Raw genomic sequence first — 21,204 nt, forward strand, 5'->3', positions numbered from 1 at the left:
CAGAAAATGAAAAAAGTATTCGATAAAATTTATGTGCATAACATTAGGCGTAAATAGAGGAACGTATCGAATATGGAAAAAGGGTTCTGTCACAGAAACACAAAAATGGAAAATGGCTTTAAAAATGGAAATCAGTTCTATCTTTTCTACTTCTAAAGAAACTTATGGATGCCATCGTATTGCAGTAGAACTTCAAAAATCAGGTTATTTTGTATCACACACTACAGTGTTGAAATGTATGAGAGAATTGGGTATTTATGTATCAATAAAGAAAAATAATCAAGCAATCAAAAATTAACGGACAAATTCGCATTAGTGGGAATGTTTGTCTTATTCTATTATAAATGAAACCTTAATAGACTTTTTTACTTCTTACTGTTCTATATTTTTGATAGAAAAAATGGAAAGTGTAAGAAGTCATATTGATTTTAAAAATGTACATAAATTGATTCAAATCGAAGCCCAAAGAAAAAAGATGCTTTGGGAACGAAAAAGCAAAAAGCTATTAATAGCTATAATAGTACTTTTTCTAATGATTATACTTTTTATAGAATAAACCTCCTGTCTGCGCGAACGTCTCAATAGCGCTCATAATTTTGAAGTTGGTTACTTTCAAAAGCTTGACGTTCGTATCAGCGGGGAATTAAAACAAAAGCTACATGATATTGTAGCTTTTGTTTTTATAATTTGTATTGTGTTTTACTCTGATGGAAGTGGCATCTTTTTGTGCAGGGGTTCGGCATAAAAGATACAGCGAACGGCAGGAAACAGCTCCTGAAAATCATCATCATAAAAAAGCATATTTAGTATACTCCATGATACCATCAAAAAACCAACCCAATTTCCAATCTAACTTTGTCCCATTAATTTAAAAACATAAAATAATGGACAATTTAAAAGATAAAGTAGCCGTAATTACAGGCGGAAACAGCGGTATAGGTTACGCAACAGCAAAACAATTAAAAGAGCAAGGCGCTCAGGTTTTTATTACCGGAAGACGAAAAGAAGCCATTGAAAAAGCGGCACAGGAATTAGACGTTACAGCATTTACCGCAGATCAAGCCAATGTTTTGGATATTGAGAATCTGGTTGCTAAAGTAAAAGAAGATTTCGGTGCGGTTGATATTCTTTTTATCAATGCCGGAATTGCGGGTTTGGGAACCATTGAGCAAACTTCGGAGGAATTGTACGACAGCATTATGAATGTCAATTTGAAAGGCGCTTATTTTACGCTGAGCAAATTTATCCCAATTTTAAAAGACGGTGCTTCGGTAGTGTTTCTTTCTTCGAATACTGCAAGTATGCCGGGGCCGGGATCTTCGGTTTATTCGGCGAGCAAAACGGCTTTGAATTCGGTTATGAAATCGGCGGCGTTGGAATTAGCGCCACGAAAAATCAGAGTGAATTCTGTTAGTCCGGGTCCTACGGAAACAGAAGTAATGAAAAAGTCGGTTTAGACGAAAACACCGTAAAAGGAATTATGGATGTTGTAGTCGAAAAAGTGCCATTGAAACAAATGGGAAAATCGGAAGATGTGGCTAAAATGGTTTCGTATTTAAGCGACGACGCGACAAAATTTATCACCGGTGCTGATTTTATTATGGATGGGGGAATGGTTTTAGCTTAATTATTAATTGTGAATTATTAATTATAAATTAAAGTTTAACCGCAAAGCACGCTTAGGTTTACGCAATCCCGATAGCTATCGGGAGCAAAGTTTTTGTTTCACGCAGATTTGGCAGATTTGAGCAGATTTATTTTAATTTTTGAATAAGAAATCTGCTCAAATCTGCCTAAATCTGAAGGATCTGCGTGAAAAAATTATCTATAAAGATCGTAAAGTTATATACAGATAGCTTTGCGATCTTTGCGTTTATAATACGTACGGCTTAAAAATATCTTTGCGTGCTTTGCGGTTAAATTATTCGCATTTCCCTCTGTCCACTTAAACTACTACTTTGTCCATTTCGGCTATTTTATGATTTCGCAGGAAGCATTGTCGGCATACTTTTGACTCAGAAATTAACTGATAACAAATAATTTAAATCAAAAGTTATGGAAACTAAAAAACAAAAAACCTGGGTTATTATCGCAATTATCATTTTAGGCATCATCGCCTTTTTGGTTCCGAATCAAATCGCGACCCAAAACGGAATAAAACGCACTGATTTGCAAAAACACGATTTGAGTATTCCAAACAAGGAAATAGTTCAAGCTAGAATCGATTTTGATGGTCATACCGCTTTTGGGAAACACTTTCATCCGGGCGAAGAGATTATTTATGTACTCGAAGGATCATTAGAATATGAAGTTGAAGGCCAAGTGCCAATTACATTAAAAGCCGGAGAAGTACTTTTTATTCCGGCCGGAATAGTTCACTCAGCAAGAAATAATACAGATATAAAAGCCTCAGAATTGGCGACGTATATAGTCGAAAAAGGAAAACCGGTTTTGGTTATGAAGAAATAGTTTCAGGTTGAAATGCGAATAGCTTAACTGTAAAGTTTTTTCTCTCGCAGATTTAGCAGATTCGGCAGATCAGATAAATTATTTGCAATGGTTGAAAAAAATAATCTGCTAGATCTGCTAAATCTGCGAGAGAAAATCCATTTAATCCCCATAATCTGTGGCAAGATCATTCACAATTAACAGCTTGTCCATTTCACCCTAAACTTTGTCCACTTCACCTTTTTTCTACTTTAAAAACAACAATTGTCAAGATACCTTTTACGAAGAAATTAACTGATAATCAACTAATCAAAAAATAAAAATTATGAAAACGCTATTAAAAATTACAAACAACATTTTTGCAAAATCAATCTTAATTGCAATTCTTTTTATGAATGTGAATGTAACGAATGCACAAGCTCCAAAAGCTATCGAAACAAACAGTTCACTTGGAACTTTAAAACAAATCAATGCCGGATTATTAAATGTAGGTTATACAGAAGCAGGTCCGTCAAACGGAACTCCGGTTATATTGCTTCACGGTTGGCCTTACGATATTCACAGCTACAACGAAGTCGTTCCGATTTTGGTTGCAAAAGGATATCACGTTTTTACGCCTTATTTAAGAGGTTTCGGCACAACAACCTTTCTTTCAAAAGATACGTTCAGAAATGGCCAGCAAGCGGCTTTAGCGAGTGATATTATCGCTTTTATGGATGCCTTGAAAATTGATAAAGCTGTAATTGGCGGATTTGACTGGGGAGCGAGAACGGCGGTTGTGGTATCGGCACTTTGGCCAGAGCGCGTAAAAGGTTTGGTTTCGGTAAGCGGTTATTTGGTAGTGAATTTAGAAGCAAATTTAAAACCGCTTCCTCCAACAGCTGAATTGGGTTGGTGGTACCAATATTATTTCGCAACCGAAAGAGGAAAACAAGGTTACACACAAAATACCTACGATTTCAATAAACTGATCTGGAAAATTGCTTCTCCACTATGGAATTTCGACAAAGCAACTTACGACCAAACCGCACAATCATTTGACAATCCAGATCATGTGGCGATTGTGATTCACAATTACAGATGGAGACAATCTTTAGAGGCTGGAGAATCAAAATACAACAATCTTGAAAAACGTTTGGCCACAAGACCAGAAATCAAAGTTCCAACAATCACAATTGGAAGCGATTTTGACGGCGCTTTCGCGGATGGAAAAGCATACGCCAACAAATTCACAGGAAAATACGAACACAGAATCTTAAAAGGAATCGGACATAATGTGCCTCAAGAAGATCCAAAAGCATTTGCGCAAGCGATAATTGACGTGGATAATTTGAAATAAATATCAAAAATCAATATCAATGTCAATGTCAATGTCAATGAAAATCTCAATAATAAAATTCAAATAATCTAAAATCAACAATCTAAAATCTAAAATTATTATGGAAACAAAAGTTTTATACACAGGAAAAACACACACAACAGGCGGTAGAGAAGGAGCTTCTCAAAGTTCAGACGAACAATTGAATATCAAATTAAGTTCACCGGGATCATCACGTCCGGGAACAAATCCAGAGCAGTTGTTTGTCGCGGGCTGGTCGGCTTGTTTTATTGGTGCTTTAGGAATCGCGGCGTCAAAACAAGGAATTAAACTTCCGGCAGAAACTGCTGTTGATGCTGAGGTTGATTTATGTGTTACTGAAGGCGAATATTCTTTGCAGGCAAGATTGAATATCAGTTTGCCAGGTTTAGATCTAGAAACTTCTAAAGCATTAGCGAGCACAAGCACATCAAACTTGTCCTTATTCTAAAGCTACAAGAGGAAACATTAATGTCGAACTTAATATTTTGTAACTTAGAGCAAACCCGACAGGTTTTAAAAACCTGTCGGGTTTAAATTAAAGGCTTTTAAAATAGAAAAATATACCTCCAAGGTTTTAAAAACTATGGAGAAAATAAATAGAAATGATGAAAAAGATAAGAATAATTAATGCTTTTGCAATATTGTTGCTTTTAGCAGGAAACGCTGTTTTTGGCCAAAGCAATAAAGACAAAAAAGGTTTTGCCTTTTTAGAATTATATACTTCTGAAGGCTGTTCAAGCTGTCCTCCGGCAGATGAATTAATGGGAAAAATCCAAAATCAATACAAAGACAGCAATGTTTTTGTTCTATCGTATCATGTTGATTATTGGGACAAACAAGGCTGGAAAGATATATTTAGCAGTGCGGCAAATACAAAACGACAATACGATTACGCTAAATTCATGGAAAAAGAGCCCATTTATACGCCCCAATTGATCATCAATGGCAAAATAGATTGCATCGGTTCTCAGGAAACAGCAGTTCAAAACGGAATTCTTACAGCGCTTCTAAAACCTGCTGTTGCCGAAATAACTCTGGAAGCAAGTCAGCAGGAAAACAAACTGAATTTAAATTATAACATAAATAAGATTTCAAAAAACAATCGTTTGTATGTTGCAGTTGTTCAAAAATCGGCTAAAAGTAATGTGAAAAGAGGGGAGAATGCCAATCGTGTTTTGTCGCATTTTCAAATTGTCCGCATGACTTGAATAGTTTTGCTTTGACTGGAAATCCAAAAGGGAATGTTTCGGTTTCTTTGCCAAAAGGTTTTAATGCAAAAGATTTTGAAGTTATCGGTTTTGTTCAAGACATGAATTCCGGAATTATTTTGGGGACAAACCGAGCAGTTTTTGCACAAAATTTATTGTAATAAAGGGAGCTGATTTTCAATATTTTTAAAATGAAATTCGAATGTCTTAAACTGTCATTTTGAGAAAGATTTAGGGCGAAAAAAGTGCTTTTTTTGGTTCTGACACAATGACAGTAGTGTGTTTTTATTTGTATTTAAATTATTGAATACCAGTAATTTTTAATTTATTATGTAAATTTATAAATTAAGTCTGAAATATAAAAAAATAGAACGGGTTCTTGATTGTGATTTTACTTTTTTTATAATCAAAACCCCGTTAATTTATTGCTATCTTTGACAAAGTAAAGCCAGCTTGAAACCTGAAACATAATCCCGAAGCTTCGGGAGAAACAAATAAAAAATATGGAAAAAGTAAAACGCTTTCAGGTTTCTTCGAGAGTCATTTGGGGAAGTTCTATAGCACTTGCGATTCTTGCTTCTATTCCCAAATTATTCGATGCGGCCACAACGCTTGGCGATTTGGTAATCAATTCTTCAATTACACTTCTATTTTCGCTTTTTATCTGGTATTACAACATTTATAGTTTGCCGAAATTTTCGGCACAACGCACTAATAAGAGTTTGTTTAACTGGAAGTTGTTGTTAAGCGTTGTATTAGGGATTTTGCTTATGGTTGTACTGGTAATCGCGCATCAGGAGCTCTTTCAGGTTTCAAAAATGGATGCGCCAATTATGTTTGAGCTTCGAGGCGTTTTGATCAACTTGATTGTGTATATGTTTCTGCATTTGCTTTTTCAGAATTATCAAACGCAACAAATAGGCGTGGAGTTGGAACGAACCAAAGCTTTAAATCTAGGTGCTCAATACGAACTTTTGAAACAGCAAGTCAATCCACATTTTTTGTTCAACAGTTTGAACACGCTAAAATCTATGGTTGATATTCAAGATCCGCAGAGTTCAGATTTTATTTTGAAACTGTCTGATTTTTATAGGTTTACGCTAGATAGTCGAAAGCTTGACTTGATATCCTTAAAGGAGGAAATTCAGATTCTAGATTCGTATGTTTATTTGCTGAAAGCACGTTTTGAAGATGGATTTGAAGTAATAAATGAAATAGATCCAAAACAATACGATTGCGCCATTCCGCCTTTTTCGTTGCAACTTTTGATTGAAAATTGCATCAAGCACAATGTTGTTTCTTTAGAAAAACCTTTGCGAATTAAATTATATACAGAAAATGATTTTCTAGTAATTGAAAATCCAATTCAGCTGAAACGTGGCGTTTTGTCAACGGGCGTTGGTTTGGATAATATCAATCAACGTTTTATGCATTTGGCTCACAAGGAAATCGAAATTGACAAAAACGACACTATTTTTAAAGTTAAAATACCGCTTATTTATGAATATCATAATAATTGAAGATGAAGTAAAAACGGCCAAAGCGCTAGGTCAGCTTATTTTGAGTATCAGGCCTGATGCTCAGATTTTGTCGTACATTCAGAGTATTGATGGAGCGGTGGCTTATTTGATGGAAAACGATCAGCCGGACTTGATTTTTATGGATATTCAACTGGCAGACGGACTTTGTTTTGAGATTTTTAAAAATGTTGAGGTTTTGTCTCCGGTCATTTTCTGTACGGCTTTTGATGATTATGCGATTGAAGCTTTTAAATCAAACGGAATCGATTATGTACTGAAGCCTTTTTCAAGAGATAGCATTTCGCAAGCGATCAAAAAAGCAGGCGAACTGAAGAATTTCTTCCAAAGAAATAAAAAAATGATGCCCGATTTCGATTATCTCTTGACCAGAACCGGCGAAAACACAGGCAAAAAAAGCTTTTTGGTCTTTAAAAACAATAAATACCAAACAATTCAAACTGAAAACATAGCGTTTTTCTTTATTAAAAATGAAACGCCCACGATAATGACTTTTGATAAAACCGAATATCAGATTACGCAATCTTTGGATGAGGTGCACAAGTTGTTGTCGCCAATTCAATTTTTAGAATGAACCGACAGTATTTGGTGAATTTTTCGGCGATAAGAGAAGCGGAGCATTATTTTTCGCGCAAGCTGATTATTAAACTCACTATTCCGACTGAGGAGAAATTATTAGTTGGAAAAGAGAAAGCGACAGCTTTTTTGAGCTGGCTGGAAAACCGTTGATAATTGTGAAATGTAAATAGTTTAACCGCAAAGCACGCTAAGATTTTTACATTCAGGACTTAGTACAACCGCAAAGCACGCAAAGCTATGTGTAAAAAACTTTGCGAACTTTGCGTAAACCATTGCGTGCTTTGCGGTTAAATCATTCTGTATTTTATGTAAAAGAAACTTGTGAATTAATTTTAAGTTTTTATTTATATAAGTGTTTTTAAAACAAACTAATACAGTTATTTATGTTTGTTTCTTTTAAGAATATTTCATCGTGTGAAACCACAATTAGTGTACCTTCATATTCGTTTAAAGCGGCAGTCAGAATTTCGATATTCTGGATGTCGAGATTGTTCGTTGGCTCGTCTAAAATGATTAAATCCGGAGCTTGATTTGTGATTGTCAAACCGCAAAGCATTAAGCGCATTCTTTCTCCTCCGCTTAAATAAAGACAAGGTTTATCCCAATCAGATTGTCCGAAAAGAAAACGATTCAATCGCATTTTAATATCATGTTCTTCTAATCCTGAAGTATTATTTTGTTGTGCTTGTTCGTAAACAGTCAAAGAATTGTTTATGAGTGAATAATCCTGGTCAATATAAAGGCTTTCGCAATCTGCGATTTTCAAGATTCCTGATTTTGGCTGTAATTCTTTTAAAATTAATTTAATCAGTGTTGTTTTTCCTGAGCCATTGTTTCCTTTTATGGAGATTCGGTCGCCCGAAAGAATCTGAAAATTCAAATCGGTTTTCCAGATGTTTTCTTCATTGTAGGCGTAATTCAGCGATTCGGCATCTACGATTATTTTTCCTTTGTACAGGCGCGAATTATCAAGTCCGAATTTCATTTTGTCTAAACTCGAAACATTTTCACGCAGTTCGCGCAATTCTTGTGAAATGCCACCAATTTTCTCTTCATGAACGCTTTTGGTTTTAGCAGAACTATTTTCAGCCTTATTTTTTAAAGTATTCATCATAATGCGAGCAACTCCGGCTTTTTCCTGTTTCTTTTTGCCTTTTGAATCCAGTTTTTGTTGTCTTTCAATTGTTTCTCGCTGTTTTTCTTTGGCTTTTTGAAGCTCTTTTTCCTTCGAATGAATATCAAGTGCTAAAGCATTTTTTTCGATGTTTTTTTGTTCTAAATAAAAATCATAATTACCGCCATAGGTTTTGATTCCGTTTGATTTTAGCTCGCAAGTTGTATCAAGCAAATTCAGCAATTTTCGATCGTGACTGACAATCAGCATTGTTGTGGTTGAATCTTTTATGAATTGGTACAACAAATTTCGTCCCTCAACATCTAGATGATTGCTGGGTTCGTCTAATAAAATAAGTTTGGGTTGATGAATCATTATTCCAGCAAGAAATACTTTTGTTTTCTGGCCTCCGCTTAAAAATTGCATTTTTTGATTTAAATCAAAATCATTTAGATGCCAATATTTTAGCGCTTCGTTGCAACGATCTTCAATTGTCCAGTCGTCGTTCAGAATATTCAAATTGGCTTCAGTTACATTTCCCTCGAGAATTTCATGAAAAGCGGTCAGTTTTTGATCAATTTGTAAAGCTTCGGCAATAGTCAAATGATTGTATTGTCCGAAAATTTGCGGAATATAATAGGGTTCGGCCCCAATTTCAATTGTTCCGCTTGACGCAAATAATTCTTTTGCAATAATTTTAAGCAAAGTCGATTTTCCAGAACCGTTATGTCCTGTTAAGGCTATTTTATTGCCTGTATTTACTGTTAAGCTGACAGCGCTAAACAGCAATTCTGTATTAGAATGTGTATATGAAATGTTTTGCAGAATGATCATAATCTCTTTCTTAAGCATTAATAAATCAGCAAAAACCAGGTCTGGCTTGCTGTCTCTATATCTGAAAGAAATTATTTATTCACATTTACGGAAGTGTTTTATTTTAAAGTGCAAAGATAAGAAATGTTTTAAATATCATAACAAATCAAAAGCGTCTGAGAAGTTCTTAGACGCTTTTATATTTTTTTGATCTTAAAAAGCTTAAAATTAGCCTACAATCGCGTTTTTAGAATAGTTTGCAGAATATAATTCTCTAAACATGGCGTAAGTTACGCTTACCATCGCAAAAGCAATAATAGCATCAATTGTTGCCGGAAAACCTAAAACTGCCAATTTTGAGAGAAATGCAAAAATAATGTCGAAGAAAACTCCGGCAAAGACCCATTCTTTCAATCGTAATAATTTATTCGGAATCCATAATGTGATTACTCCAGCGACTTTAAATACGCCAAGAATGTAAATAAAATGTGCAGGATAACCCAATTGTTGTGTTATTCCCCAAACAATTGGATTTGAAGTTAATTCGAAAAACCCGCTGGCGCCAAACCATAAAGAAGTTAAAATGATTCCTGTCCAATAAATAATTTTTGTCGTTTTTGTGTTCATGATTTTAATTTTTAAGTTGTTAAACAGGACAAAATTGCGTCAGAACCAAGAGAAAAAATATCAGTTTTTAGGTGAAACGGACAAAATGATTTCTGAAATAGACAATCCGAAAGTTCATCTGATTTTATAACTTTACAGTAGATTTAAAATCCCAAAATTAATGATGGAAGCCAAAGCCATTTTGCAACAACATATAGCCAAAACCGCTGTATTGACAGAAGAAGAGTTTGAGTATTTCTATTCTCATTTCAAACCTCTGTCTTTTAAAAAAGGCCAAACCATTATTAGTGCCGGAGATAAAGTAAACTGTGAGTATTTCGTTATTTCAGGCTGTTTGAAGTCTTTTTTTATTAATGATGAAATCAAAATGTACATTCTTCAGTTTGCTATGCCAACTTGGTGGGCATCAGATTATACTGCTTTATACAATCAAACAGAAGCTACCATAAACGTTGACTGCATTAGTGATTCTGAAGTACTTTGCCTGTCAAACGAAGACCGCGAAAAACTCTGCAAAGAATTTCATCAAGTGGAGCATTTCTTCCGCTGGCGAACGAACAAAGGCTACATTGCTTCTCAAAAAAGGCTTTTATCTTTTATGAATAACAATGTCAAAGTGCGTTATGAAGAGCTTTTGGCATTATATCCGCAATTGTATAATCTTGTTCCGAAGCATTTGATTGCGGCTTATTTAGGAGTTTCCAGAGAAACACTGAGCAGACTTTATAATTCGTAGGTTTTATGGCCCACGGATTTTGCGGATGAAACGGATTTAAATAGTTTGTTTCACGCAGATTTTGTTGATTTAAGGGGATTATGTAATTACTAATTAATCTCGCAAAGCGACAAATACATGGTCTCTCGCAGATTTTGCAGATTGAGCTGATTATTTTTTCAATCTTTTTTATCTGCATAATCTGCCAAATCTGCGAGAGACCAAAATAAGCATTATGCAAAAAAACTTTGTCCCTTTGTCCCTTTGTCCCTTTGAGCCTTTGAACCTCAAAAAAGAATGTGATGTAGGTCACGTAACCAATTTCCATAACCGCCGTTCCTTTGTACTGTAGTCTTAACACAATTAAATACAATCACAATGGAAACAACAAATTATAAAATCGTAAGCTCAAACAGCAACGTAGAATGGACTGGAAGAAAAGTAACCGGTGCACATAATGGTACAATTGGTATCAAAGAAGGTAATTTCATCATAGAGGATGGAAAAGTAAAAGAAGGGAAAGTTGTAATTGATACAACTTCTATTAAAATTCTGGATGTAACAGATCCGGCAACAAACACACAATTCGGGGGTCACCTTGCCTCAGATGATTTTTTCTCAATCGAAAAATTTCCAACAGCAACTTTTGATGTTCTTTCTGTAAAAGAATTATCAGACACCACTTTTTATCTTGAAGGCAATCTTACCATAAAAGATATTACACACGTTGCAGGTTTTGAAGCAACGTTAGAAAACAATCGAAATGCAATTGCCCTTACAGGGAAAATGGTAATTGATCGTACCAAATACGATATCAAATTCCGCTCAGGAAATTTCTTCAAAGATTTGGGCGACACCTTAATTTACAATGACTTTGAATTGGATTTTAATATCAATGCCGAAGCCGTTTTTTCAGAACAATCTAAAAACTAAAGCCATGCCTTACGTAAAATTAGAATTGACTCGCGAAGGCGTAACACGCGAGCAAAAACAGCAATTAATAAGCGGTATCACTAATTTGATTACCGAGGTTTTAAATAAAGATCCGCATTTGACTCACGTTGTAATTCAGGAAGTTGAATTAGACGATTGGGGTTACGCAGGAGAACAAGTATCTGTATTAAGAGAAAAAGGCATCACAGCCGATAAAAAATAAATATCATGAAAAAACAAACTATAATCGTTACTGGAGCGGCGTCTGGTATTGGAAAAGGAATCGCCAAATATTTTTTAGACAGAGGAGATAATGTTGTTATCAATTCAGTAACTCCTTCGTCATTAGAAAGTGCTTTTAATGAATTTGGCGGAGGCGATAATTTGGCCATGTATGCCGGAGATATCAGCAACAAAGAAACTGGTGAACAATTAGTAAAAATTGCAATCGAAAAATTCGGTTCAGTGGATGTTTTGGTTAACAATGCTGGAATTTTTGACAGCAAGCCTTTCTTAGAAGTTGACGAAGCGTATTTAGATAAATTTTTGACAACCAACTTAAAAGGAACGTATTTCACAACACAAGCCGTAGTTCCTCAAATGCTGAAACAAAAAGACGGCGTTGTTATCAATATCGGAACGCCATTAGTAAATCACGGTTTAGGCGGATGGCCGGCTTCGGCGCCAATCGCGAGCAAAGGAGCAATTCACGCCATTACAGTTCAATTAGCGACAGAATTTGGTAAACAAAACATTCGTTTCAATACTGTTGCTCCGGGAGTAATCAGAACTCCAATGCATGGTGATAATGCTGATGCAACCGCTGGTCTGCATTTGTTAAACCGAGTTGGAGAAATTGACGATGTTGCCGAAATGGTGTACACGGTTGCCAAAAGCAATTTTATTACCGGTTCAATTATCAATGTTGACGGTGGAAAAGGAGCAGGGCACAACTTAAATTAAAATGAAAACTATTTTATTAACTGCTTTTATGTTCTGGTCATTCCAGAGCATAAAAGCACAAAATACGATCAAAATGGAAAATCAAGCTGAAATTGCGGCCATAAAAGATGCAGTAGAGAACTATTATTTTAAAGGAATTTACGAAGGCGATGTCATGCTTTTAGGAAGTATTTTTTATCCGGGAAGTTTTGTTTTTGGTGATGTAAAAGGACAGCCTTATTTCAAAACTGTCGATCTTTATTTGAATGGCGTACAAAACAGACAAAGCCCAAAAGATTCAGGAAAACCTTTTAAAGGTGAAATTTTGAATATAAAAGTCGTAAATTCAATCGCTGTTGCAGAACTAAATGTGAAAATGTACGATTTCAATTATCGAGATTTTTTATCTTTTCATAAGATTGATGGAAAATGGCTTATTGTCAATAAAATGTTGACGGATTTAAGCGAATAATTTTAAATTTTAAAATGATGTGGTACAATACAAAAGCATCGGAATTATTAGGGATTCAGTATCCAATTTTACAAGGTCCTTTTGGTGGCAATCTTTCAACACCTGAACTTACAGCCGCCGTTTCAAATGCAGGAGGATTGGGTGGTTATGGTGCATATACTTTAAGTCCGCAGGAAATTTTTGAAGCTGACAAACAGATAAAAGCTTTAACGGACAAACCATATAATCTAAATCTATGGGTTTCTGATTCAGATGCTGATCCAAATGGAATCTCAGATGAACAGTACGATAAAGCAAAAGAGCTCTTTAAGCCTTATTTTGATGAAGCCGGAATTCCGTTGCCAGAAAAACCAGCACCATTTCAATCCCGATTTGAAAATCAGCTACAAGTGGTTTTAGATATTCGTCCGAAGGTTTTCAGTTTTATGTTTGGAACGCTTTCTCAGGATATTTTGGAACAATGCAGAAAACTTGGAATTGTAACTGTTGGTGCGACAACCACTTTAGATGAAGCTATTTTTTTAGAAAATTCAGGAGTTGATATGATTATCGCTTCGGGATTTGAAGCAGGCGGGCACCGACCTTCATTTTTGGCTTCCGCCGAATCTTCCGTAACGGGAACTTTTGTTTTATTGCAATTGATTAAAGAAAAAGTAAAAGTTCCCGTTATCGCTACTGGCGGAATTGCAAACGGAAAGGGAATTGCTGGAGCATTGGCTTTAGGGGCGAGTGCGGCTCAAATTGGAACCGCATTTTTAGCTACTGAAGAATCAAACGCATTACCAATTCATAGAGAAATGCTTTTTTCTGAAGCTTCTAAATACACGACTTTATCGCGCGCTTATACAGGAAGGTTAGGGCGTGGCATCACAAGCCGAATTGCAAAAGAAATTTTAGGAAAAGAAGCATCAGTGTTGCCATTTCCACTACAAACTACTTTTATGTCGCATTTAAGAAAAGCGGCATTGGATCAAGAAAAATGGGATATGATACTTTTTTGGGGCGGACAGATTTCGCCAATTTTAAAGCATAGAAGAGCAGGGGAATTGATGCATTCTTTGATTGAAGAAACAAACTCATATTTTGATGAATTGAAAAAATAATGGTTTAATAGTGCTTTTTTTAAGGATAAACGGAACTCATTTCAGTATCGAAATGAGTTTTTTTTATGAAATTTTGCAAGTTTTAGTCTTAAAAAGCCAATATGGTTGGATTTTTAAAATGTTGTAATTGAGGTTTTTATTTTGGGTTTAAAAAATAATTTGAAAAAAGTTATTTTAAACTTGACTAATTCGGTAGAATTAATATATATTTGTAGTGCAGAAAACATCTGCAATGATACTTATCCAGAAAGACTGAGGGAGTAGGCCCAATGAAGTCTTAGCAACCTGTTGCCAAACAAGGTGCTAAATCCTTCCCATCTTGTGGGACAGATAAGAAAGATTTCCGAAGTGAATCTGAGTAAGATCATCAATATTAAAATTTAGTATTTCAAAAATGAAAACCAAGTCTGTTGTAGCACGCACTTATTCTGATCGTTTGAATTTATTCTTTCAAGAAAATAATAAGATGGTTTTCCGAATGCGACCACGTTAGGTTTTCTTCTTTTTTATCTTTTTTTAATCATATAAAAGGGCGTTAAACAATGTCTGAAAGGCTTTATTGTCCAATTTTAAACGAAAATCACAAATAAAACTAAAACATAATTAATCCACTAAAAATCAAATTACATGAAAAAAATACTATTAGGTTTAGCTTTCTCTTTTGGAATCATACAAACCCAAGCACAAGAAAATAATTTGCAATTAAAAGGAACTGTTGTTGATACGGTTGCACAATATGTTTATCTGCAAAAGTTTCACAATAAGATGTTTACCACAATCGATTCGGTAAAAGTCAAAGACGGGAATTTTAGTTTTAAAACTAAAGTAAAAACGCCAGAATTGTACGGTTTAAGTGTAAATACGGCTAGTTCTCCTTTGTATATTTTCCTTGAAAAGGGACCGATTACGGTGAAATTAAGTCCAAAAAAGTATTATACGAATTCAGTAGTTGAAGGTTCTGCGGCGCAAGATTTGTTTGAAACCTATAAAAAATCAAAAGATGTAGAGATCAGCAAATTCATTACAGAAAACCCAAAATCGATTGTTTCAGCTTATGTCTTGTATAGAAATTGGTCGTATAGACTTACTCCAGAACAGATCACACAAAATATTGCATTGCTGGATAAAAGTCTTCACAATACCACTTACGTGAAAGAGTTAAAAGATTTAGCTATTGTATTAGACGGATTAGCAGTTGGAAAAAAGCACCAGATTTTACAGAGAAAGATACAGAAGGAAAACCAGTTCGTTTTTCAGAAAACTTGAAAGGCTACACTTTAGTAGATTTTTGGGCTTCATGGTGCGGGCCTTGCCGTAGAGAAAACCCAAATATTGTTGCGACTTATAAAGAATTCCATGATAAGGGATTTAATATCATCGCCATTTCTTTAGACAAAAAGAAAGAAAACTGGATCAAAGGAATTCAGGATGATAAGTTGACATGGACACATCTTTCGGATTTGCTTTTTGGAACAGTGCAGTGGCAAAATTATACGGAGTACGAGCAATTCCAGCCAATTATTTAGTGGATTCTAAAGGAATAATTGTCGCAAAAAATCTTCATGGAGAAGAGTTGCAATCTACTTTAAAATCGCTTTTGGATAAAAAAGTAAGCACCAATTAATCAACCAATAATACAATTTGTTAATTTAAAAATGATAGGGAAATGAATGCTATTGAGCCAACAACAAAACCAACGGAGCCTGAATGTTACTTTTCTAAATTTAGAGAAAACACAGTAGGAATTGAACATACTTTCGAATCGGTTTACGGAGAACAGAATCTGATTTATGCAGATTGGGTTGCCAGCGGAAGATTATACATGCCGATTGAAGATATAATGCTCAATAAAATTGGTCCGATGATTGCCAATACGCATTCACTTTCGAGTCAAACAGGAAAAACTTCTACTTATGCTTATCAGCTTGCAAGAGAGATAATTAAAAAATCTGTTAATGCAAATGAATCAGATGTTTTAGTAACTGCCGGCACAGGAATGACTGCGGCATTATCAAAACTGCGGCGAATTATTGGTTTGAAGAAAAATTATGCCAATGAAAATGACAAACCTGTAGTTTTTATTACACATATGGAGCATCATTCTAATCAGGTTTCTTGGTACGCGATCGATGCTGATGTTGTGATCTTGCCACCAAATGAAAATAACTTGGTTGATCCTGCTATTCTTTCTGTGGAAATAAAAAAATATGCTGACAGAAGTTTAAAGATTGGTTCGTTTACAGCTTGCTCAAACGTAACAGGAATTATTACGCCTTACTATGAATTGGCTAAAATCATGCATCAAAACGGTGGCTACTGCTTTGTTGATTTTGCGGCTTTGGCACCTTATGCCAAAATCGATATGCATCCAAAAGATCCAGAACAACAATTAGATGCTATTTTCTTTTCGCCACATAAGTTTTTGGGTGGGCCAGGAACAAGCGGTATTTTGGTTTTTAATGAAAAATTATACAACGCTGAATTCCCTGATAATCCTGGGGGAGGAAATGTAAAATGGACAAATCCGTTTGGAAATCATTTGTACAGTGATATAATCGAAGTTAGAGAAGATGGCGGAACTCCGGGATTTTTGCAAGTTATTAGAACCGCTTTGGCATTGGAACTAAAAGAAAAAATGGGAGTGAAGCAGATTACCAATAGAGAAAAAGAACTATTGGCTATTTGTTTTGAAAAGCTTCAAAAAATAAAAGGCTTATCGATTTTAGGAGATTTAACAAGCAAACGAATTGGATGCGTTTCGTTTGTAATTGATGATATTCACTATAATTTGATTGTGAGACTTTTAAATGATCGTTTTGGAATTCAGGTTCGCGGAGGTTGGTCATGTGCGAGCACTTATGCGCATTATCTTTTTAATATTGATGAAAAGCGATCAAAAGCAATTACAACTGAATTGGCACAGAAAAACCAGACTAATAAACCAGGTTGGGTTCGTTTGTCGCTTCATCCCATTATGACAAACGAAGAGCTCTCCTTTATTTGCAATGCAATTCAACAAGTGGCTTCAAATTACAAAAAATGGCAAAAGGATTATGAATATAATCCTGCAACAAATGAGTTTGATAATCCTAGAATCCAAGATACAATTGCTAAAGAAGTCAATGAATGGTTTGATTTGGAATAGACTTTTTTAAATGTATCAACAAAATAACCTATTATTTTGATAGGGTAATAAAAGTTTTTATCGTTTTTGTATTGAAATTGAAAATAACTCTTTAAATTTGCAACCGAAATGAGAAAAAACGACCAGAATATGAAGAATTATTACAACAGCAGTATGATGTGCTGTAATGTTGTAATGCTATTCATTGAGCTGGCTTCTATATAAAATGATATTATTTATTTCAAAAAAGCCTTTCATGAACAATTGAAAGGCTTTTTTGTTTTTAACTTGAATAAGAAATGATTGAATTAAAAAATGTAACCAAAACTTTTCATCAGAAAAACCGAATTGTCACGGCACTTTCAGATGTTTCGTTGACGGTGCCGCCGGGGAAAATCTTTGGCGTAATTGGGACTTCTGGTGCCGGAAAAAGTACGTTGATCCGTTGTGTGAATTTGTTGGAAAGACCAACTTCGGGAGAAATTATTGTGGATGGAAAAGCGCTCATGCAGTTGTCAAACAGTGAACTTGCAATTGAAAGAAGAGAAATCGGAATGATTTTTCAGCATTTTAATTTGTTGTCTTCGCGAACTGTTTTTGAAAATGTTGCTTTTCCACTAGAATTGGCAGGAAATTCAAAAATTGAAATCAAAACACGAGTTTTAGAATTATTGCAGTTGGTAGGTTTGGCAGAAAAAGCAAACGATTATCCAGCAAGTCTTTCGGGAGGACAAAAGCAAAGAGTGGCAATTGCTAGAACATTAGCCAATAATCCAAAAGTTTTGTTGTGTGACGAAGCGACAAGCGCTCTGGATCCTGCAACAACACGTTCTATTTTGAATTTATTGAAAGACATTAATAAGCGATTGAATATTACCATTTTGCTGATTACGCACCAAATGGAAGTGGTAAAATCAATTTGTGATGAAGTGGCAGTTATCAGTCATGGTAAATTGATCGAGCAGGGAACCGTAGGAGAAATTTTTGCTGATCCAAAAGAGGAATTGACTCGAGAATTTATTTCTTCTTCGTTGCATATTGAAGTTCCATCGGTTTATCAGGAGAAATTGGAGAAAGAAGATAATGGAAATCTGAATCCGTTATTAAAATTAGAAATGACTGGAAAATCAGTTAATGAACCTGTAATTTCAGAAGTTTCAAGGCTTTTTGATACTGATTTCAAAATTGTAAGCGCACAAATGGATCAGGCTGGCGAAGTAAATTTTGGTGTTATGCTGATTGAACTTTCAGGAAAACGCGAAAATTACGATGCGGCGATTCAATATTTTAATTCAAAACACATTAAAACAGAAATTATAGGTTATGTCTGATTCAATTATAGATTTATTAGTAAAAGGAACATGGGAAACCATTGTTATGACTTTTGTATCGGGCTTTTTTGGATTTTTATTAGGGCTTCCAACGGGAATTTTGCTTTTCTTGACTCGTAAAAATCAAATTTTAGAACAGCCCGTTTTAAACCGAATATTATCGGTTTTGGTCAATATTTTTCGTTCTATTCCATTCATTATTTTGATTGTTTGGATGATTCCGTTTACACGTGCTATTGTAGGAACTTCTATTGGGGTTAGTGCGGCATTGGTTCCTTTAAGTATTGGCGCGGCGCCTTTTATAGCACGTTTGGTTGAAAACAGTTTGTTAAGTCTTCCGTCAGGATTAATAGAAGCGGCAAGAGCCTTAGGCGCAACACCTTTTCAGATTGTATATAAAGTTTTGCTTCCAGAAGCTTTGCCATCATTGATTAATGCGGCTTCAATTACGTTAATTACGCTTGTAGGTTATTCTGCAATGGGCGGTGCAGTTGGCGCCGGTGGATTAGGACAAGTTGGTTATCAGTACGGATATATTGGCTATGATGCGCTGACTATGAACTCGGTTTTAGGATTATTGGTGATTTTGGTATTCCTGATTCAGTTTGCAGGAGACCGATTATCAAAGCGATTTGATCACCGATAGTAATTATGAATTATGAATTATGAATTATGAGTTATGAGTTATGAGTTAGAACTTGAAACTTGATCCCGAGGCTTCGGGAGAAACCTGAAACTGAACATTAAAAATTAATATAGAAATGAAAAATAAATTAAATATTTTAAGAACGGCTGGAGTTTTGGCTTTGGCGCTTGTGTTGTCAAATTGCGGAAAAGCAAAAAATACTGATCCACATTTTATAAAAGTTGGTGTTGCTTCGGGGCCAGAATTAAAAGTTGCGGAAGTACTAAAAAAGTAGCGAAAGAAAAATTTGGATTAGAAGTGGAACTGGTTTCCTTTAACGATTATGTGATTCCGAATGAAGCTTTAAGCCAAGGCGATATTGATGCCAATGCTTTTCAGCATAAACCTTATTTAGATGAGCAATCTAAACAGCGTGGCTATAAATTGGCAATTATTGGAAAAACATTTGTTTATCCAATTGCGGCTTATTCTAAAAAATAAAAAGCCTTTCGGATTTGAAAAACGAAAGCACGATTATTATTCCGAATGACCCAACAAACGGAGGACGTTCTTTATTGCTTTTGCAGAAAAATGGTTTATTGAAATTGAAAGATGGTGTTGGTTTGCTTCCAAAAGTAACCGACATTATCAATAATCCTAAAAATCTGAAAATATTGGAGTTAGAAGCGCCTCAATTGCCACGTGCTTTAGACGATGCGAATGTTTCTATTGCGATTATCAACAATACATTTGCTTCTGCCGCTGGATTAGTTCCTTCACGTGATGCTTTATTTGTTGAAGATAAAGAATCTCCATACGTGAATTTGGTAGTTAGTCGTGAAGACAATAAAAACGAAGAGAAAGTAAAACAGTTTTTGCAAGCTTTTCAATCTCCAGAAGTTGAAAAAGCCGCAGAACAAGAATTTAAAGGCGGAGCGGTAAAAGGCTGGTAATTTAAATTTAAGGTTTTAAAATAAAAAAAGACAGATAGTATCAATTATTGATGGTATCTGTCTTTTTTTTAATAGAAGCAATAAATTAATTAGTTGAAACCTCAAACCAAGGAATGTCAAATTCCCCTTTCATTAAATAAACTTCTGCTTCATCATTTATTTTAGAATTATTGTACTGTTCTTTAGAGACTTTGACTTCATCACTTTCTTTTCGAGGTCCCCAAGGGCCAAGCTGTAAATAATAGGTTGTTGTTTTTCCTGTAGAAATTCTTTTATCTAATACAGAAGTTTTAAATACTTTAGGCTCAGAATGGTCATAAAGGCAATTTATGGTTATGAATGTACCGTACGCGTAACATATTGCAAATACAAAAATTCCCAAAAAACTTAAAATTTCAGATGTTTTGTTGTGCTCTGTTTTTAAATGAGAAAAATATAAAATAGCAATAAAAGCCGAAGCAATTAATAGTGTTGGCATCCAAACATTGGAGTATTCAAGCAATTCGAAATCTATCAAAGCTCTTAAAAATATGCACAAAGTGCTCATTAAGAAACCAAAGTAAATACTAGGATATGCACTGTTTTTTTCTCATCAATCCTTATTAAGCCTTTAAAGCTACGCAAAACAATTAGGGAAGCAATAGGAAATATAATGCATGGAACAATGGCATACTTGTACGGATTTGGAAAAAATAATACCCAAACTCCTGCAATTGCCCCAATTCCATTCATGATTTTGGCAAATATTTGCGCCTGATTTAACTTATTCTTTCTTTCAGCTTTGTTCCAGCCAAATTCTTCATTATTTAAAATCTCTTGCTTTTCTTCAATTTCTTCAATCACATCCAAATCACGATAGTTATTATCTCTAAGCCATTTTTTTATTTCATCGGTTTTGCCAAAATAAGTACTGATTTTTATGTTTTTTTTGGTCTCGCTTTTAGATTCAATTATAATAAACTTGTCATTGACTCTGTAACCTTTGATTTCATGAAAAAATAATTCTCTTTTTGAAAGTGTGGTAATGTTATAAATACGGTTTTTGTCAATTACAAATTTGCCTTTTGCGGTATCTAAAACTGCAATTACAAATACGCAAAGCATAACAAGGGATAAAGGTCCAAAAATCCAATATGAATTTGGAGGAAGATCATTTTTTACGGCTGGAATAATTGGCATAAACAGCAAGAAACCGAAAACAGCAATTAAAAGTGTCCCAAAGATGTACATGAAAACTGCCCATCCTTTGTTCATTTTATATTCTTTCATCTAATTAATAGGGTTAAAATTGATAGTTAAAGGCAAACAAATATATAAGA

At 34.8% G+C, this 21,204-nt stretch carries 26 protein-coding genes, 1 pseudogene and 1 riboswitch; of the genes and pseudogenes, 23 read left to right on the forward strand and 4 right to left on the reverse strand.

Annotation, left to right across the window (positions count from 1 at the left end):
* Positions 1–31 precede the first annotated feature (31 nt).
* The 11 genes from ACQ9BO_RS14450 (at position 32) to ACQ9BO_RS14500 (ending at position 7,283) form a co-directional block, all read left to right on the forward strand.
* The gene (locus tag ACQ9BO_RS14450) at positions 32–298 is read left to right on the forward strand and encodes an IS3 family transposase (RefSeq protein ID WP_431241297.1); all 267 of its coding nucleotides are present in this window, start codon (positions 32–34) and stop codon (positions 296–298) included.
* 586 nt (positions 299–884) lie between these two features.
* Positions 885–1,457 carry an SDR family NAD(P)-dependent oxidoreductase gene (locus ACQ9BO_RS14455; protein ID WP_431241298.1) on the forward strand — a complete coding sequence of 191 codons (573 nt, stop codon included), beginning with the start codon at positions 885–887 and terminating at the stop codon, positions 1,455–1,457.
* Positions 1,458–1,480: 23 nt separating this feature from the next.
* A complete protein-coding gene (locus ACQ9BO_RS14460; protein WP_431241299.1) occupies positions 1,481–1,627 on the forward strand; it encodes an SDR family oxidoreductase in 147 nt (48 codons plus the stop codon).
* A 428-nt stretch (positions 1,628–2,055) separates the two neighbouring features.
* Positions 2,056–2,469 carry a cupin domain-containing protein gene (locus ACQ9BO_RS14465; RefSeq protein WP_431241300.1) on the forward strand — a complete coding sequence of 138 codons (414 nt, stop codon included), beginning with the start codon at positions 2,056–2,058 and terminating at the stop codon, positions 2,467–2,469.
* A gap of 304 nt (positions 2,470–2,773) precedes the next feature.
* The gene (locus tag ACQ9BO_RS14470) at positions 2,774–3,787 is read left to right on the forward strand and encodes an alpha/beta fold hydrolase (RefSeq protein WP_431241301.1); all 1,014 of its coding nucleotides are present in this window, start codon (positions 2,774–2,776) and stop codon (positions 3,785–3,787) included.
* Between the two features lie 100 nt (positions 3,788–3,887).
* Positions 3,888–4,256 (forward strand): Ohr family peroxiredoxin, encoded by a 369-nt coding sequence (locus ACQ9BO_RS14475; protein ID WP_431241302.1) that lies wholly within the window; start codon positions 3,888–3,890, stop codon positions 4,254–4,256.
* Positions 4,257–4,410: 154 nt separating this feature from the next.
* Positions 4,411–5,016: a DUF1223 domain-containing protein gene (locus tag ACQ9BO_RS14480; protein WP_431241303.1), complete on the forward strand. Its 606-nt coding sequence runs from the start codon at positions 4,411–4,413 to the stop codon at positions 5,014–5,016.
* Positions 5,013–5,177: a hypothetical protein gene (locus ACQ9BO_RS14485; RefSeq protein WP_431241304.1), complete on the forward strand. Its 165-nt coding sequence runs from the start codon at positions 5,013–5,015 to the stop codon at positions 5,175–5,177. The genes ACQ9BO_RS14480 and ACQ9BO_RS14485 overlap by 4 nt, the downstream gene beginning before the upstream one ends.
* Before the next feature lie 342 nt (positions 5,178–5,519).
* Positions 5,520–6,536, forward strand: a complete 1,017-nt coding sequence (locus ACQ9BO_RS14490; protein ID WP_431241305.1) for a sensor histidine kinase — start codon at positions 5,520–5,522, stop codon at positions 6,534–6,536.
* Positions 6,517–7,128 carry a LytR/AlgR family response regulator transcription factor gene (locus ACQ9BO_RS14495; protein ID WP_431241306.1) on the forward strand — a complete coding sequence of 204 codons (612 nt, stop codon included), beginning with the start codon at positions 6,517–6,519 and terminating at the stop codon, positions 7,126–7,128. The genes ACQ9BO_RS14490 and ACQ9BO_RS14495 overlap by 20 nt, the downstream gene beginning before the upstream one ends.
* Positions 7,125–7,283 carry a LytTR family transcriptional regulator DNA-binding domain-containing protein gene (locus ACQ9BO_RS14500; RefSeq protein WP_431241307.1) on the forward strand — a complete coding sequence of 53 codons (159 nt, stop codon included), beginning with the start codon at positions 7,125–7,127 and terminating at the stop codon, positions 7,281–7,283. Before ACQ9BO_RS14495 ends, ACQ9BO_RS14500 begins: the two co-directional genes overlap by 4 nt.
* A 208-nt stretch (positions 7,284–7,491) precedes the next feature.
* Here the strand turns inward: ACQ9BO_RS14500 and ACQ9BO_RS14505 are convergent, their stop codons facing one another.
* Complete coding sequence (locus tag ACQ9BO_RS14505; protein WP_431245124.1) at positions 7,492–9,081, reverse strand: ABC-F family ATP-binding cassette domain-containing protein; 1,590 nt, start codon at positions 9,079–9,081, stop codon at positions 7,492–7,494.
* A gap of 207 nt (positions 9,082–9,288) precedes the next feature.
* The gene (locus ACQ9BO_RS14510; RefSeq protein WP_431241308.1) at positions 9,289–9,687 is read right to left on the reverse strand and encodes a DoxX family protein; all 399 of its coding nucleotides are present in this window, start codon (positions 9,685–9,687) and stop codon (positions 9,289–9,291) included.
* Between the two features lie 160 nt (positions 9,688–9,847).
* Here ACQ9BO_RS14510 and ACQ9BO_RS14515 point away from each other — a divergent pair, with 160 nt between their 5' ends.
* The 12 genes and pseudogenes from ACQ9BO_RS14515 to metQ all read left to right on the forward strand — a co-directional run bounded on the left by ACQ9BO_RS14515 (position 9,848) and on the right by metQ (position 19,885).
* A complete protein-coding gene (locus tag ACQ9BO_RS14515; RefSeq protein WP_431241309.1) occupies positions 9,848–10,423 on the forward strand; it encodes a Crp/Fnr family transcriptional regulator in 576 nt (191 codons plus the stop codon).
* A gap of 357 nt (positions 10,424–10,780) precedes the next feature.
* Positions 10,781–11,335, forward strand: a complete 555-nt coding sequence (locus ACQ9BO_RS14520) for a YceI family protein (protein WP_431241310.1) — start codon at positions 10,781–10,783, stop codon at positions 11,333–11,335.
* Positions 11,336–11,339: 4 nt separating this feature from the next.
* Positions 11,340–11,558, forward strand: coding sequence for a tautomerase family protein (locus ACQ9BO_RS14525; RefSeq protein WP_026729644.1), 219 nt, complete (start codon positions 11,340–11,342; stop codon positions 11,556–11,558).
* Between the two features lie 5 nt (positions 11,559–11,563).
* Positions 11,564–12,298: an SDR family NAD(P)-dependent oxidoreductase gene (locus ACQ9BO_RS14530; protein ID WP_431241311.1), complete on the forward strand. Its 735-nt coding sequence runs from the start codon at positions 11,564–11,566 to the stop codon at positions 12,296–12,298.
* A 1-nt stretch (position 12,299) separates the two neighbouring features.
* Positions 12,300–12,749, forward strand: coding sequence for a nuclear transport factor 2 family protein (locus ACQ9BO_RS14535; RefSeq protein WP_431241312.1), 450 nt, complete (start codon positions 12,300–12,302; stop codon positions 12,747–12,749).
* A 17-nt stretch (positions 12,750–12,766) separates the two neighbouring features.
* The gene (locus tag ACQ9BO_RS14540; protein ID WP_431241313.1) at positions 12,767–13,852 is read left to right on the forward strand and encodes an NAD(P)H-dependent flavin oxidoreductase; all 1,086 of its coding nucleotides are present in this window, start codon (positions 12,767–12,769) and stop codon (positions 13,850–13,852) included.
* A gap of 236 nt (positions 13,853–14,088) precedes the next feature.
* Positions 14,089–14,189, forward strand: a riboswitch (SAM riboswitch).
* Between the two features lie 290 nt (positions 14,190–14,479).
* On the forward strand, positions 14,480–15,118 hold the full coding sequence (locus ACQ9BO_RS14545; RefSeq protein WP_431241314.1) for a DUF4369 domain-containing protein: 639 nt from the start codon (positions 14,480–14,482) through the stop codon (positions 15,116–15,118).
* The gene (locus tag ACQ9BO_RS14550) at positions 15,040–15,378 is read left to right on the forward strand and encodes a peroxiredoxin family protein (RefSeq protein WP_431245125.1); all 339 of its coding nucleotides are present in this window, start codon (positions 15,040–15,042) and stop codon (positions 15,376–15,378) included. Before ACQ9BO_RS14545 ends, ACQ9BO_RS14550 begins: the two co-directional genes overlap by 79 nt.
* Positions 15,379–15,518: 140 nt before the next feature.
* Positions 15,519–16,997 carry an aminotransferase class V-fold PLP-dependent enzyme gene (locus ACQ9BO_RS14555; RefSeq protein WP_431241315.1) on the forward strand — a complete coding sequence of 493 codons (1,479 nt, stop codon included), beginning with the start codon at positions 15,519–15,521 and terminating at the stop codon, positions 16,995–16,997.
* Between the two features lie 278 nt (positions 16,998–17,275).
* Entirely contained in the window at positions 17,276–18,307 is a 1,032-nt protein-coding gene (gene metN / locus ACQ9BO_RS14560) for a methionine ABC transporter ATP-binding protein MetN (protein WP_431241316.1), read from the forward strand.
* Positions 18,300–18,953, forward strand: a complete 654-nt coding sequence (locus ACQ9BO_RS14565) for a methionine ABC transporter permease MetI (protein ID WP_431241317.1) — start codon at positions 18,300–18,302, stop codon at positions 18,951–18,953. Before metN ends, ACQ9BO_RS14565 begins: the two co-directional genes overlap by 8 nt.
* Positions 18,954–19,068: 115 nt before the next feature.
* Positions 19,069–19,885, forward strand: a pseudogene (metQ, locus tag ACQ9BO_RS14570) (methionine ABC transporter substrate-binding lipoprotein MetQ).
* A gap of 85 nt (positions 19,886–19,970) precedes the next feature.
* On the opposite strand, the gene ACQ9BO_RS14575 reads toward metQ, so the two are convergent.
* Both ACQ9BO_RS14575 and ACQ9BO_RS14580 read right to left on the reverse strand, forming a co-directional pair.
* Positions 19,971–20,363, reverse strand: a complete 393-nt coding sequence (locus ACQ9BO_RS14575) for a hypothetical protein (protein ID WP_431241318.1) — start codon at positions 20,361–20,363, stop codon at positions 19,971–19,973.
* A gap of 68 nt (positions 20,364–20,431) precedes the next feature.
* Positions 20,432–21,154, reverse strand: coding sequence for a hypothetical protein (locus tag ACQ9BO_RS14580; RefSeq protein WP_431241319.1), 723 nt, complete (start codon positions 21,152–21,154; stop codon positions 20,432–20,434).
* Positions 21,155–21,204 lie beyond the last annotated feature (50 nt).

Origin of the sequence: Flavobacterium sp. P21, from assembly GCF_050632225.1 — a bacterium.
Lineage (GTDB): Bacteria > Bacteroidota > Bacteroidia > Flavobacteriales > Flavobacteriaceae > Flavobacterium.